Consider the following 14,559-nt stretch of genomic DNA (forward strand, 5'->3'; position numbering starts at 1 on the left):
CTCGCTTAAAGCACGTAGACCTGCCATAATTGTTTCTTCACGTGTAGGTTCATGCACAATTAATTTAGCAACCATAGAATCGTAATAAGGTGGAATAGTATAGTTTGTGTAACAAGCTGATTCTATTCTTACTCCGTAACCGCCTGGTGCTAAATATTGTGTGATTTTACCTGGTGATGGCATAAAGTTTTTATAAGGGTTTTCAGCGTTAATACGAAATTCCATTGCATGACCATTGATTTTAATATCATCTTGAGTGAAAGGCAATGGCTCACCCATAGCAACTAATAATTGTAATTTGACTAAATCAATCCCGGTTACCATTTCTGTAACAGGGTGTTCAACTTGAATCCTAGTATTCATCTCCATGAAGTAATATTCATCAGTATCTAAGTCATAAATATATTCAATTGTACCTGCATTTTCATAGTTTACTGCTTTAGCAGCTCTGATAGATGCTTGACCCATTTCATGTCTTTTTTCAGGAGTTAATATAGGTGACGGTGCTTCTTCGACAAGTTTTTGCATTCTTCGTTGAATTGTACAGTCACGTTCTCCTAACTGAATCACATTACCAAACTGGTCACCAATAATTTGGAATTCGATATGACGGAAATTCTCAATGAATTTTTCAAGATAAAGTCCGCCATTACCAAAGGCAGTTTCTGCTTCTTGTTGTGTCATTTTGTAGCCATTTTCTAATTCTTTTTCATCTCTAGCTACACGAATACCTTTACCACCACCGCCTGCAGTAGCTTTAATGATAACGGGATAACCGATTTCTTCCGCTGTTTTCTTAGCGTCTTCGATTGAATCTACTAGTCCGTCACTACCTGGAACAACTGGTACGTTTGCGTTAATCATTTCATCTTTGGCTACGTCTTTGATCCCCATCTTTTGAATAGATTCGTAACTTGGACCAACAAACTTAAGTTGACACGCTTCGCATAATTCTGCAAAATCCCCATTTTCTGCTAAGAATCCATACCCAGGATGAACTGCATCGCATCCAGTAGAAGTAGCAATAGATAAGATATTTGGAATGTTTAAATATGAATCTTTAGATTGTGTAGGACCCACACAGTACGCTTCATCAGCAATTTGAGTATGTAGTGCTTCTTTATCCCCTTCAGAATAAATTGCAACTGTGTGTAACCCTAAGTCTTTACACGCTCTGATGATTCTAACGGCAATTTCACCGCGATTGGCAATTAAAACTTTTTTCATAATTATTTCACCTTAAATAACGGTTGGCCATACTCTACCATTTGTCCGTCTTCAACTAAGATTTCAGTAATTTCCCCAGAAACTTCTGCTTGAATCTCATTAAATAACTTCATAGCTTCTAAAATACATACTGTTGAATCGTTTGATACAGTATCCCCAACTTTTACATAAGCTTCTTCTTCTGGTGATGGTGATTTATAGAATGTTCCTACCATTGGTGCGTTAATTGTTTTCCCCTGATCAGCTTCTGAATTTGCAGCAGAAGAAGCTTCGCTGACAGCTGAATCATTTTGAACAGGTGCTGGCGCAGCTGCTTGTGCAGGGAAAGCTTGTTGAGAAATTTGTGGTGTAATGATTTCTCTTTCTTTCTCTTTCTTTAAATTAATGATACTTCCCTTGTTATCTTCTATATTAATTTCAGTAAGATTTGAATTATCTAGTATTTCAATTAATTCCTTGATTTCTTTAAAATTCATAGTACTGCTCCTTCAGATTGTTTTTACTCTTCTTGTATATTTTACTTGACTGAAATTATCAATTCAAGCATATCACTGTAACTTTAAACTTTCTCATCGTGTAATTTAACGATAATAAAATAAAAGAACCCCTTTCATTCATCGAATCCATCAGCATAAAATTGCTGATAATCATTAATGGATAGGATGTCAGAAAAGGGGTGATTTAAAATTTAGGCTCTTGAAACGTAACTGCCGTCGCCAGTGTTGATTACGAGAACGTCTCCTTCGTTAACGAATAGAGGTACGTTAAGCGTATATCCAGTCTCTACTGTAGCTGATTTAGTTGCACCAGTTGCAGTATCACCTTTAATACCAGGCTCAGTTTCTGTTACAGTAAGCTCAACAGTTTTTGGTAATTCTACACCAATCGTTTCGCCTTCATAAGTTTGGATTTGAACTTCCATGTTTGCTTTCAAGTATTTTAATGCTTCTTCTAAATAATCTCCAGGCAATTCAGTTTGTTCAAATGTTTGATTGTCCATAAATACATGAGTGTCACCATCTGCATATAAATATTGCATACGGTGGTTTTCAATCATTGCTTGTTCTACTTTTTCACCTGCGCGGAATGTTTTTTCTTGAATTGCGCCAGTTCTTAAGTTTCTTAATTTAGAGCGAACAAATGCTGAACCTTTACCTGGTTTTACATGTTGGAAATCAATAACTTTCCAAATACCATTATCAACAGATATTGTTAAACCTGTTTTAAAATCATTAACCGAAATCATTCAGTTTCCTCCTCATATACGCTTTCATTATAAAATAATAAGGTCTTTTGTGCATTTAGTAAAGACTTCATTACCATTTTCTGTGATTAAGATGTCATCTTCTATTCTGATGCCACCCAGTTCCTCTATATAGATACCCGGTTCTACCGTTACGCAATTATTTGGGACTAATATATAATCAGATTGTTTTGCAAGCATTGGTTGTTCATGAATTTCTAAACCAATACCATGACCTGTTGAATGTCCGAAATTATCTCCATAACCGTAACTTGCGATAATATCACGTGCGATAGCATCTGCCTCTTTACCTGTCATTCCTGCTTTAATTTGTGCGACTGCAGCTTTCTGTGCTTCTAATACAATATTATAAGCTTCTACTAGTTTAGGATCTGGTTGGCCAATTGCAAAAGTACGTGTGATATCAGATACATAACCATTATAATATGCACCAAAATCTAAAGTGATCAACTCACCTTCTTCAATCACTTTATCGCTTGCTACACCGTGTGGTAAAGCACCTCGATATCCTGAAGCAACAATCGTGTCAAATGAAGGGCCGCTTGCTCCTAATTTTAACATTTTACTTTCTAATTCAGCTTTTAATTCTTGTTCAGTCATTCCTGCTTTTGCGATACTTAAAATATGCTCATACGTTTTGTCTACAATATCTGCAGCTTTTTGAATCGTATCAATTTCTGATTGATCTTTAATAGCTCTGATATCTTCAATTACATTACCGACACTTTGATATTCAACGTCTGAATCATTTAATTGTTGGAATGTATCATAGCTTACGATGTGCCCTTCAAATCCTGCATATTTCACTTGGTTTTGTTCGAGAACATCTTTAACTTCGTCAATTAAACCTGCAGAACTATTCACAATTTCAAATTCAGAAGCTTGATTTGTAGCTTGATCGATATAACGGAAATCCGTGATCAAGATGCGACGCTCAGGTGTAATTACTAATGCACCGCTCGTACCAGTAAAACCTGATAAATAACGGCGGTTGTAATCAGATAATACAACTAACGCATCTAGATTTTTTTCTGAAATAATTTGATTTACTTTTTCAATTCTAGACATACATACTCCTCCTATGTCATTCTTAATCATGTAATTTTATGGAGCTGTGATAGTGACTATATCACTTTTATTATAACCAAAGTTTATCACAAAGCGCATAGAACTATAAGCTTTTATACCTTATATCAAAGAAGAATTCCCAAAATGTATAAGAAAATTAAAGTGCAAACTGAAATATAAGAATCTGAGAACTAAATATGATAAAATATTGCTATAATATTTGCTTTTGAATTAGGAGAAGGTTATGAAAAAGAAATTTATTTCGATTATTGGAGCAACGATTTTACTAACGGGCTGCGGGAGTCAAAACTTAGGTCCACTTGAACAAAAAACTACTAAATTAAGAGATGATAATCATCAATTAAAATTAGAAAACCAAGAACTAGAGCAAAGTATCAGTGATTTAAAAGATAAAGAAAAACAACTCGGCGCTGATAAAAAGAATACTAAAGAAGCAGCACAAAATAGCATGAAAACCAAAAATGCTAACGCGACATCAGATTACTATCAAAAAGTGACTGATACATTAAAGGATTATCACAAAATTGAAAGTGATGTCCAAAAGAATAAACGAAAAGAAGCTGTGGTCAGCAAACTCGATAAAATAGTCACTGATTTACAAAGTGCACATGATAAATACAAAATCGATCTTGAAAAAAGTAGTATGTCTGATAAAGATAAATCTGATAATAAAAACATTGAAGAACTTAATAATAAGTTGGTCAGTGCATTTAAAACTATCAGAGATGGTTACTCTACAAAAAGTGATAAGAAAATAAAACAAGGCCAACAAGAATTAGCACAAATTAAAGTTAGTAAAACTAATTCATAAAGCAAGAAGTATTGAAAGGTGAAAACATGCGTAAAGTATTATTTTATCTCATATTATTAATTGCGCTTATCGGGTTAATATTGAACTTAGATTCAATATTATTTTCCCTTGTAAGAACGATAATTAGCTTAGCTATTATCGCAGGTATTGCTTACTTACTGTATTTCTTCTTCTTTTTAACAAAAGATCAAAGAAAATATAAAATAGCAAAATGGAAATATAGAAACCGTCGTAAATAAAAATAAAATCCCCTGACCGCCGTTTAAATAGAGGTTCAGGGGATTTTACTTATTTTCTATAAGTCCACTCTTCAGATTTGTATTTTTCTGCAAGTTCTTTTACTTCAGCTTGTTGTTCTTTAGTAAGTTCTAATGGTTTAAAATTAATATTCAACCCTTTTTGGAATCCTTTTTCAAATGCTACTTCCATTTCTTCAATCGAAATTGTTTTATCCGAAATATCATTTATCGCAACAGCTTTATCTACAAAAGCTTGCTTCATTTTATCTTTTAAGCGGTCATTTTTAAAGATAAACATATCAAATAAGTCATCAATATCAATATCTTTTAAAATAGAACCATGTTGAAGAATAACGCCTTTTTGTCTAGTTTGTGCGCTACCTGCAATTTTTCTTCCTTCTACGACGAGTTCATACCAGCTTGGAGCATCAAAGCAAACAGAACTTCTTGGTTGTTTCAATTTTTCTCTTTCTTCTTTACTTTTAGGAACAGCAAAATAAGCGTCGAAGCCTAATAACTTAAATCCCTCTAATAAACCTTGTGAAATGACTCTGTATGCTTCTGTAACTGTTTTAGGCATATTAGGATGAGACTCAGGAACGATTACGCTATATGTTAGTTCTTTATCGTGTAACACGCCTCTTCCACCTGTTTGTCGCCTTACTAAGCCATAGCCTTTTTCTTTGACCTTTTCAATATCAATTTCTTTCTTTAATCTTTGGAAATAACCAATAGAAAGCGTTGCTGGATCCCATGTATAAAATCTGATGACAGGATCGATTTCACCTCTGGATACAAAGTTTAATAAAGCTTCATCCATAGCCATATTATAAAATGGGTCATGACTGCCCGAATTAATAAAATTCCATGTTTCTGTCAATTTTAAAATCTCCAATCACCTTGTATTTAACTATATGTATGTATATTACCATACATACAGCATATTTGATTAATATTCATGGCTGGATTTTCTTCAGTAAATATTAAATCTGATTTGCATTTTTGTACAAAATGAAATCTCGGTTCATTTCTGAGAAAAACTTTTTGATAAATGAGTGAAACAGTCTTATAATTGTAGTATCGGTAAATATAGGAGGAAGCAAGATGAATAGCTTTTGGATAATCATTTTAGCTGTTTTAGTTATTATTGCTGTATATATGTTAATCCAATTTTTCATCAATAAAAGAGCTGTAACAGAATTAGATCAAGAAGAATTCCATAAAGGTTTACGTAAAGCTCAAGTGATTGATGTAAGAGAAAAAGTTGACTATGATTATGGCCATATTATTGGTGCCAGAAACATTCCTATGACGCTTTTTAGTCAACGATTTAAAGGTCTAAGAAAGGATCAGCCTATTTATTTATGCGATGCCAATGGTGTAGCAAGTTATAGAGCAGCGCGTATTTTAAGAAAAAATGGATATAGAGATATCTACATGCTTAAAGGCGGTTACAAAAAATGGACCGGGAAAGTTAAATCAAAAAAATAGCATTATAATTAAAATGTAGCAGCGATGAATTGTCATTGCTGCTTTTTTCATGAAGAAAACCCTCGTTCATTAAAAACGAGGGTTTAATTATTATTGATATTAAAGTTTTTCTTCGTGTAAGTTTTCGAATTTCAAGACTGGATGTCTAGCTGCTTTAGTCTCATCAAGTCTATCGATTACTGTATTATGAGGTGCTTCAAGCACTTTATCTGGATCTTCTTTTGCTTCTTCAGCGATTTGAATCAATGCATCACAGAAGTAATCTAATGTTTCTTTAGATTCTGTTTCTGTAGGTTCAATCATCATACCTTCTTCCACATTAAGCGGGAAGTAAATTGTAGGTGGATGAACACCGAAGTCTAATAAACGTTTCGCCATATCTAATGTACGAACGCCTTCTTTTTTCTGCTTAGATCCACTTAATACGAATTCGTGTTTACAATATTGGTTATATGGAATTTCAAATGCATCTTTCAGACGTGCTTTAATGTAGTTGGCATTAAGCACTGCTGCTTCTGAAACTTCTTTAAGACCAATGTTACCCATTGTTCTAATATACGTATAAGCACGTAAGTAGATTCCAAAGTTACCGTAGAATGGTTTAACACGACCGATAGAATCTTTAATATCGTTGTCATATTTATAAGTGTCGCCATCTTTGATTACCATTGGTTTTGGTAAGAAGCTAGCAAGTTCTTTTTTAACTCCAACAGGACCTGAACCTGGTCCACCACCGCCGTGAGGCCCAGTGAATGTCTTGTGTAAGTTCAAGTGAACAGCATCAAAGCCCATGTCTCCAGGTCTTACTTTATCCATAATCGCGTTTAAATTTGCGCCATCATAGTATAATAAGCCGCCAGCATCATGAACAATTTTTCCAATTTCCATAATGTTATGTTCAAAGATACCTAAAGTATTAGGGTTTGTTAACATAATTGCTGCTGTATTTTCATTAACAAGAGTTTTTAAATCTTCTACGTCTACTTCGCCGTTTTCATCAGATTTAACTGTAACTGATTTGAAGCCAGCGAAAGCTGCAGAAGCAGGGTTTGTACCATGTGCTGAGTCAGGTACAATGACTTCATCACGGTGACCTTCACCGTTTTTTTCATGATAAGCTTTGAAAATCATTAATGCAGTCCACTCACCATGTGCACCTGCTGCAGGTTGTAATGTTACTTCATCCATGCCTGTAATTTCTTTTAATTCTTCTTGTAAGCTATGAATGATTTCTAAAGAACCTTGAATTTGAGATTCTTCTTGTAATGGATGTGCTTCAGCAAATCCAGGAATACGTGCTACTTTTTCATTGATTTTAGGGTTGTACTTCATTGTACATGAACCTAAAGGATAGAAACCAGTATCTACACCGAAGTTCTTGTTAGATAACTCAGTATAGTGTCTTACTAAGTCTAATTCTGATACTTCAGGGAATTCTGCTTTGTTTTTACGGATGAATTTATCATCTAATAATTCTTCAACTGCATTTGTATCAATCTCTTTTTTCGGAAGAGAGTATGCATATCTTCCTGCTCTTGAACGTTCGAAAATTAATGGACTTGATTTACTGACCATTAATCTCACCCACTTTCTTCACAAAAGTATCAATTTCATCTTTTGTTCTTAATTCAGTGACAGCAACTAGCATTGCATGTCCCATATCGTCATTGATTTCAGTTAAATCGAAACCGCCAATAATGCCCTCTTCTAATAATTGACCATTTACTTCTTTAACAGGTTTGTCCAACTTAATAACGAATTCATTATAAGATGTACCTGGTAATACTTCTACACCTGCTTTTTCAAACTCTTTCTTAGCATAGTTAGCATTTTCAAAGTTTTGTTCAGCAATATCTTGAATACCTTGTTTTCCTAGAGCTGACATAGCAATTGAAGATGCTAGAGCATTTAAAGCTTGGTTTGAACAGATGTTTGAAGTTGCTTTATCACGACGGATATGTTGTTCACGCGCTTGTAGCGTTAATACGAAACCACGGTTTCCATGATCATCATTCGTTTGACCAACTAAGCGACCTGGGATTTTACGCATTAACTTTTTAGTTGTTGCGAAGAAACCACAGTGTGGTCCACCGAATTGACTTGGAATACCAAATGGTTGTGTATCACCTACAACAATATCTGCACCGAATTCACCTGGAGGTGTTAACAAGCCAAGTGAAAGTGGATTTGCGTAGACAATAAATAATGTCTTTTTACTTTTAATAAATGATTTAACTTTTTCTAAATCTTCGATAGAACCATAGAAATTAGGATACTGAACAGCAACAGCTGCTGTATCTTCATCAATAGCTGCATCTAATTTTTCTAAATCAGTTACAGTACCGTCTAGATCAACTTCTACAATTTCATATTCACTTCTAACTTTTGAATATGTGTGAAGTACTTGTAATGCTTGATAATGCAAACCTTTAGATACAACAATCTTATTCTTTTTAGATTGACTTAATGCTAAAATACATGCCTCAGCAAATGCTGTGATTCCATCATACATAGATGAGTTTGCAACATCCATACCTGTTAATTCACAAATTAAAGTTTGGAATTCAAAGATTGCTTGAAGTTCCCCTTGTGAAATTTCTGGTTGGTAAGGCGTATAAGCTGTATAGAATTCTGAACGTGAAATCATAGCATCTACAACAGCTGGTGCATAATGGTCATAAACACCCGCACCTAAGAATGAAGTATGATCTTCTTTTGTAATGTTTTTATTAGCAACTCTGCTAAGACGTTTGAATAAAGTAGTTTCATCTTCTCCATTTGGAATATCTAACTCTCTATCCAATAAAATTTCTTTTGGCACATCTCCAAATAATTCTTCAATTGAGCTTGCGCCGATTGTTTCTAACATTTCTTTTTTGTCTTTTTCAGTTAATGGTATATAACGATGACTCACCACTGCCACCCCTTCATTAAATTATTTACTGATTTGATTTTTCTTGACAATTTTAGCTTTGACTTGACGTTTTCTTACTTGAACGATGACTTCTTTGCCCATTTCGAATTCATCACGGTCAATCATTGCTAATGCAATGCCTTTTCCAGTTGCTGGCGATTGCGTACCAGATGTAACTTGCCCAATTTTGTTACCTTCTAAGTCTAGCACATCATAGCCAGTTCTTGGGATACCTTTTTCGATCATTTCTAAACCAACTGATCTAAGTTTTGCTCCATTTTCTTTTTGATCTTTTAACACGTCTTTACCAATGAAGTCTGCTTCAATCAATGGTTTAGCAGCAAATGCAATACCACCTTCATAAGGTGTGATATCTTCTGATAACTCTTGTCCATGTAGAGGTAAACCTGCCTCTAAACGTAAAGTATCACGTGCACCTAATCCAGCTGGTTTTAAATCAGCATTTTCTAAAAGACCATCCCAAATATCTACGACGTCTTTAGAGTCGCAATAAATTTCAAAACCGTCTTCACCAGTATAACCTGATTGAGATAAGATAACATTTTTTCCAAAGATTTCAACATCTTTTTTGAATTCGAAAGGTTTCATTTCAGATATATCTACATCAACCAAGCTTGCAACATAGTCGCGTGCTTTTGGTCCTTGAACTGCTAATTGACCGTATTGATCAGAAACATTTTCAACATTTACATCAAATTTGTCTGAGTGAGATTTAATCCACTCATAGTCTTTATCTGTATTTGCAGCATTAACCACTAATAAAAATTTATTATCATCTAATTTATAAGTGATTAAATCATCAATCACGCCACCTTTTTCATTGCAAAGTGCAGTATATTGCGCTTTGTTATCTGATAATTGATCTGTATCATTTGAAAGCACATATTGAATGAATTCTGATGCTTCTTTGCCTTCAATTAACACTTCGCCCATATGGCTGACATCAAAGATTCCCATAACTTCCCTTACTGCGTTATGTTCTTCTTTGATACTAGAAAATTGAACAGGCATTGCCCATCCACCGAATTCAACAATTTTTGCTCCGCTTTCAATAAAACGGTCGTATAATGGTGTCTTTTTTAAGTCGTTTGACATCTTGCAACCCCCTATATGTGATTAAATATTAAAAACAGGATAGCAAAGCCAATTGCTATCCTGTAGTTACCTTCAGGAATGCGTCACAGTATTATCCTTTTGCCTGAGAGATTCGATATAACATCTTGCACCTTCGGCGATGAATACAAGCTAAAACACAAATAATGTTTTAGATAATTCATTCTCTCCAATACTGATCATTCGCTATAATGATATTCATCAAATTTTGATGTAATAAACTCAAATCATTGTCTGTATCCATTCTGCTGAATGCGATTTCATTATATCGTGAAACCCTTGATAAATACAACCTTTTTAATTCATCGAATGCTTTATTTGCAGCGTTAGGTCGATTACTATCGTTTTTAATTCTATCGTATATAAGTTGAATGCTTGCATCTAACCAAATTATAAATTTATAGTGGGATAAAATTTCCATAGAATCAGGGCTTTCAATCACACCCCCGCCAGTAGAAATGATGTCATATTCATTAATAGCTTCCTGTAAATATTGCGTTTCTAATTTCCTGAAGCCACTCTCTCCTTTCAATTCAAAGATTTCAGGGATTGTTTGATGTGTTCGCAATTCGATAAGTTGATCTAAATCAATAAAGCTCTTACCCTCTTTTTCAGCGATATATTTTCCTAATGTTGTTTTGCCCGTTCCCATAAATCCTATAAAAATAATGGGTTCTTTTTTAACTTCCTTGTTTTTCATATTTCTCATCCTTCTCAACAATTTGTTCTAGTTGTTGTTTGTAGTAGATGTTAAGGTTGTGTATTGTCTTTAATTTTAAGCTATATTGATAGCTATAGGAAGTCAAAATAAGAATAAAAATCATAAAAATTATTGTTGTAAACGGTAACAGGTAACCTTTCAGATTATAAGTATAGTACTTTGTAATATTTTTCTTCGTTTTCAATCAGAATCATTTCCACCTTTAAGTATTTATCGTCAATTTTTGTTACTTTGAAGTCACTTATATCCTGTATCAGCGTTATATTTCCGCGTGAATTTATATTTTTATAAATTTTCCGATTAGAAAAGATATACGCTGTTTGTTTGCTATCTTCTTGTAACGTTATGCGTCTATTACTGACATTGATTTTATCTATTGGTATATGTTTAATCTCTCTAGATATGTCTTGTGCAAAAAATTCATAGTGAATCAAAGATGCATCATCCATGTGTTTATTTAATGTTTTTACAGATTTGAATAAAGGTGGTATTAGACTCATTGTAATTGAAAAAATACATAACGCAAAAATCATTTCGATGAATGTAAAGCCTTTAATTCTTTTTTGATTTAACTTTAAAACAGTAGTGACTATTAGTTTCATTGCTTTTAATACAAATAGATTGTTCAATCTTTTCAATGGTATAATGCTCCAGTTGTATCCCTTGTTGAATTTCATTTATGTTAAAACGATTAATTACCGTTATTAATGTGCGATACATATCTGCTTTTTCAATTTCTTTACGAAACTGTAAGTGCTGATTAATTAATACAGGCAAGAAAATTAGAAGTAAAGTAATGATAAGAGAAAACGAAGTCAATGCATCAAGCATAAAAGATCCCTTGATATAATTTTTACTACGATGTCTTTTCAATTCTTAAACTTCCTTTCTCAATATGGAAAATAAAGCGAAATGTTGTTTGATTAAACATAATGTAAACAGATCCAAACCGATTAAACTCACCTTCTGGACTAATAACAACAATATCCATATTGTTACTTCTTACTATTTCTCCTTTTGTGATTGTTATATAACTTACTTGATGATTTTGATTTATTACTTTGATTCTATTGCTGCCACGATTAAAAAATAGTATAACATCATCATGATTTTTAATAGCAGTAGATTTCATGTATATTATTTGCGCAGCAAGATTTTTAGCTAATAATTCATTTTCCACGTCTTTTAAATGTGTTGGGCTTTTAACATTTAAACTTAGATATGTTAAAAGGCTAATAATCGCAAGAACTAGCAAAGTTTCAATCATAGTAAAAGCTTTCATGACTATTGACTAACGGTAGCTTCGCCGTCGCTGATTGTAATCGTTTTTCCAGATTTACATGTTTTTTGACCTTCTTTTAAAAATCCTTCACTAACTAATTCATCGATTGAAGAAGGCGCTCTATTTTTATTCAGAGTAAAAGCTTCTATTTGGCTATTCACCATTTTTTGTTGTGCTTCACACCCAGTATCTTGAACATGCTTAGATTGTTTAGCGATATTTGGAATAATGAGTATCAATAAAACGCTGATAACTAAAAGAACTAAAAGCATTTCTAGTAAAGTAAATGCTCGTAAATATTTATGTTTTAAGTTTTTGACAAGGTTTTTCATAGGTTTCTCCTTCTTTGTTATTTGATGGATTGAAGCATGTCGAACATTGGCAACATAATGACTAGATAAAGTGAGATAATTAGAAATCCTAGCAATAAAAAGATAACTGGTTGAATAAACTTTATTTGTTTGTTCATTTGACGCTCGATTTGACTTAGAAGAATCTGTGCGTAGATGCTTAATTCTATATCAATTTTTCCGCTCTTTTCACCTTGTTCAATAAAATGAATAAGTTCTTCTTGAAAACAACCAACTGCTTGTAAAATTTCAGGTAATCGCATCCCTTTTTCAATATTTTTAATCATGAAATCACCAAGGTAATTTAAAAACAAATCAACCTTCTGTTCTGTGTAAATATTTGATATCTGCTGTAAAACAATACCATTTCGAAAAAACAACGATAATTCATTTGTAATTTGATAAGTTTTAAAGAGTTTGTAGTAGGTGTTGATGAATGGGAGTTTAATAATAAATTTGATTCGTTTTTCTATTGGCAGCTTTCTTATATATTGGAATAGAATTAGGAAAATTATTGATAAAAATGCAATAAGGGAAAGAATGATGTGAGGAAAATGTTGAATTGTATAATTGAGTATCTTTAAAAGCGGAGACAATTGAATGTCCATTGTGGTATATATTTGTTGGAATTCAGGTAGTATAAAATAATTGATACCAAACAGCATGCACATAAATACACCTATTAGTATCACAGGATATTGAATTGTTTTGATCAAGCGTTGTTTTGATTCGCATTTCTGTTTTAGAAATGTATATGACTCAGTTAAGCTGTCAGACAGCCTTCCGAACTTTTCGGAAAAATATATTTGAGTCACAATAGTTTGAGGATAGTTTAGAAACGAGAGGATAAAATGACAATTCTTACCATCTTTTAAAGATTTTATAATCGTATGGCGCGTTTCTTTATCTTTATAATCAATGTGCATATTCAAGAATTCAAATGATTCTATCAAAGTAAATCCATGATCAAGTAATATTTTCAATCTGTTTAATAATATGAGTTGATCTTTGTCACTTATTTGTTTCTTATTACGAATCTTGGAATTAAGTATATCTTTTAAACACTTCTTCACAAATAACGCCTTCTTTGTTCATCTGACTAAGTACTTTGCTTAATTTTATAAAATGTTTGGGCAGCATATGATTGTTTTTAAAAAAGTATTGAATATCTGATTGATATAATGTCTCATATGCTAGTTCACGATGTCCTGATTGATTTGTAACTAGCCTTTGATTTGATATTAAGGCTATGGCTTGTTGCGCCTCTTGCGGTGTTATGCCCATTTCTAGTAAACGTAACAAGGCACCCTCGCAATCATTAGAATGTAATGTAGACAACACCAAATGTCCGCTTAATGAGGCTTGAATAACACATTTAGCAATAGATGCTTCACGAATTTCTCCGATAAGGATAATATCTGGATCACATCGTAAAATAGCTTTGAAAGAACTTTCATAGTTGATACCGGCTTTTTCATTTACAGAGATTTGAGTTATCCCAGGAATCCTCTTCTCTACTGGGTCTTCGACTGTAATAATGTTTAGGTTTAATTTTTCTTTCGCAAAAGAAACCATTTCATACATCATAGTACTCTTCCCTGAACCCGTTGGACCTGTAAATAAAATTAAACCTTGTTTTTTATTCATTAGGTGATGAAAGTGTTTTGGACCTTCACATTCAAATTCTTGAGTAAAATACTGTGGGGAAACTCTAATAACGCAGCTTTCCATTCCTAATGAGAGCGGCAAAGTAGATACTCTTAAATTGTAAAGCATTTGATGCTTGAAAGTTGTTTGGCCACTTTGTGCTTGGTGATAAGTAGAAACATCTAAGCCAGATAAGAACTTCATAAAAGTAAGTAACTTCTGATACGTTGTTATCTCAATGGATTCATAATTTAATAACATATCATTAACTCTGAACTTAATAAGTACGGCATGTTCTATTGGTATAAAATGAATGTCTGATACGCGTTGCGCGATTGCGTCGATTAAAATTTTTTCAAATAGTCTTTTCATAAAAAATCACCTCCTACA

Annotated in this window: 17 protein-coding genes and 1 riboswitch; of the genes, 3 read left to right on the forward strand and 14 right to left on the reverse strand. The window is 33.2% G+C overall.

Annotated elements, in window-relative coordinates; genetic code table 11:
* The 4 genes from accC to HMPREF2937_RS04950 form a co-directional block, all read right to left on the reverse strand.
* Window positions 1-1,227: acetyl-CoA carboxylase biotin carboxylase subunit (gene accC, locus HMPREF2937_RS04935; protein WP_070864139.1), on the reverse strand; the 1,227-nt coding region annotated here is incomplete at its 3' end.
* Window positions 1,228-1,229: 2 nt separating this feature from the next.
* Window positions 1,230-1,703, reverse strand: a complete 474-nt coding sequence (accB, locus tag HMPREF2937_RS04940) for an acetyl-CoA carboxylase biotin carboxyl carrier protein (RefSeq protein ID WP_002481024.1) — start codon at window positions 1,701-1,703, stop codon at window positions 1,230-1,232.
* 212 nt (window positions 1,704-1,915) lie between these two features.
* Window positions 1,916-2,473 carry an elongation factor P gene (gene efp, locus HMPREF2937_RS04945; RefSeq protein WP_002481025.1) on the reverse strand — a complete coding sequence of 186 codons (558 nt, stop codon included), beginning with the start codon at window positions 2,471-2,473 and terminating at the stop codon, window positions 1,916-1,918.
* 27 nt (window positions 2,474-2,500) lie between these two features.
* Window positions 2,501-3,559, reverse strand: coding sequence for a M24 family metallopeptidase (locus HMPREF2937_RS04950; protein WP_070864140.1), 1,059 nt, complete (start codon window positions 3,557-3,559; stop codon window positions 2,501-2,503).
* 244 nt (window positions 3,560-3,803) lie between these two features.
* Here HMPREF2937_RS04950 and HMPREF2937_RS04955 point away from each other — a divergent pair, with 244 nt between their 5' ends.
* Together HMPREF2937_RS04955 and HMPREF2937_RS04960 are read left to right on the forward strand one after the other, a co-directional pair.
* The gene (locus tag HMPREF2937_RS04955) at window positions 3,804-4,391 is read left to right on the forward strand and encodes a hypothetical protein (protein ID WP_070864141.1); all 588 of its coding nucleotides are present in this window, start codon (window positions 3,804-3,806) and stop codon (window positions 4,389-4,391) included.
* 26 nt (window positions 4,392-4,417) lie between these two features.
* A complete protein-coding gene (locus HMPREF2937_RS04960) occupies window positions 4,418-4,630 on the forward strand; it encodes an SA1362 family protein (RefSeq protein WP_057510475.1) in 213 nt (70 codons plus the stop codon).
* Window positions 4,631-4,679: 49 nt separating this feature from the next.
* Here HMPREF2937_RS04960 and HMPREF2937_RS04965 read toward each other — a convergent pair whose 3' ends face one another.
* Window positions 4,680-5,510 (reverse strand): lipoate--protein ligase family protein, encoded by an 831-nt coding sequence (locus HMPREF2937_RS04965; RefSeq protein WP_002481029.1) that lies wholly within the window; start codon window positions 5,508-5,510, stop codon window positions 4,680-4,682.
* 224 nt (window positions 5,511-5,734) lie between these two features.
* Here HMPREF2937_RS04965 and HMPREF2937_RS04970 point away from each other — a divergent pair, with 224 nt between their 5' ends.
* Window positions 5,735-6,121 (forward strand): rhodanese-like domain-containing protein, encoded by a 387-nt coding sequence (locus HMPREF2937_RS04970; RefSeq protein ID WP_002481030.1) that lies wholly within the window; start codon window positions 5,735-5,737, stop codon window positions 6,119-6,121.
* A gap of 99 nt (window positions 6,122-6,220) precedes the next feature.
* On the opposite strand, the gene gcvPB is transcribed toward HMPREF2937_RS04970, so the two are convergent.
* The 9 genes from gcvPB to comGA all read right to left on the reverse strand — a co-directional run bounded on the left by gcvPB (window position 6,221) and on the right by comGA (window position 14,541).
* Window positions 6,221-7,696 (reverse strand): aminomethyl-transferring glycine dehydrogenase subunit GcvPB, encoded by a 1,476-nt coding sequence (gcvPB, locus tag HMPREF2937_RS04975; RefSeq protein ID WP_002481031.1) that lies wholly within the window; start codon window positions 7,694-7,696, stop codon window positions 6,221-6,223.
* On the reverse strand, window positions 7,686-9,035 hold the full coding sequence (gcvPA, locus tag HMPREF2937_RS04980; RefSeq protein WP_057510473.1) for an aminomethyl-transferring glycine dehydrogenase subunit GcvPA: 1,350 nt from the start codon (window positions 9,033-9,035) through the stop codon (window positions 7,686-7,688). The genes gcvPB and gcvPA overlap by 11 nt, the downstream gene beginning before the upstream one ends.
* Window positions 9,036-9,056: 21 nt before the next feature.
* Window positions 9,057-10,151 (reverse strand): glycine cleavage system aminomethyltransferase GcvT, encoded by a 1,095-nt coding sequence (gcvT, locus tag HMPREF2937_RS04985; protein WP_070864142.1) that lies wholly within the window; start codon window positions 10,149-10,151, stop codon window positions 9,057-9,059.
* An 81-nt stretch (window positions 10,152-10,232) separates the two neighbouring features.
* A riboswitch (glycine riboswitch) is annotated at window positions 10,233-10,352 on the reverse strand.
* Entirely contained in the window at window positions 10,330-10,869 is a 540-nt protein-coding gene (locus tag HMPREF2937_RS04990) for a shikimate kinase (protein WP_002481034.1), read from the reverse strand. It overlaps the preceding riboswitch by 23 nt.
* A 164-nt stretch (window positions 10,870-11,033) precedes the next feature.
* On the reverse strand, window positions 11,034-11,528 hold the full coding sequence (gene comGF / locus HMPREF2937_RS05000; RefSeq protein ID WP_070864143.1) for a competence type IV pilus minor pilin ComGF: 495 nt from the start codon (window positions 11,526-11,528) through the stop codon (window positions 11,034-11,036).
* 218 nt (window positions 11,529-11,746) lie between these two features.
* A complete protein-coding gene (comGD, locus tag HMPREF2937_RS05005; protein WP_070864144.1) occupies window positions 11,747-12,172 on the reverse strand; it encodes a competence type IV pilus minor pilin ComGD in 426 nt (141 codons plus the stop codon).
* Between the two features lie 2 nt (window positions 12,173-12,174).
* Window positions 12,175-12,504, reverse strand: a complete 330-nt coding sequence (gene comGC, locus HMPREF2937_RS05010; protein WP_002481038.1) for a competence type IV pilus major pilin ComGC — start codon at window positions 12,502-12,504, stop codon at window positions 12,175-12,177.
* Between the two features lie 17 nt (window positions 12,505-12,521).
* Entirely contained in the window at window positions 12,522-13,595 is a 1,074-nt protein-coding gene (gene comGB / locus HMPREF2937_RS05015) for a competence type IV pilus assembly protein ComGB (protein ID WP_070864145.1), read from the reverse strand.
* Window positions 13,567-14,541 (reverse strand): competence type IV pilus ATPase ComGA, encoded by a 975-nt coding sequence (gene comGA, locus HMPREF2937_RS05020; protein WP_002481040.1) that lies wholly within the window; start codon window positions 14,539-14,541, stop codon window positions 13,567-13,569. Before comGA ends, comGB begins: the two co-directional genes overlap by 29 nt.
* Between the last annotated feature and the right edge of the window lie 18 nt (window positions 14,542-14,559).

Origin of the sequence: Staphylococcus sp. HMSC061G12, assembly GCF_001838465.1 — a bacterium.
GTDB classification, from domain to species: Bacteria; Bacillota; Bacilli; order Staphylococcales; family Staphylococcaceae; genus Staphylococcus; species Staphylococcus simulans.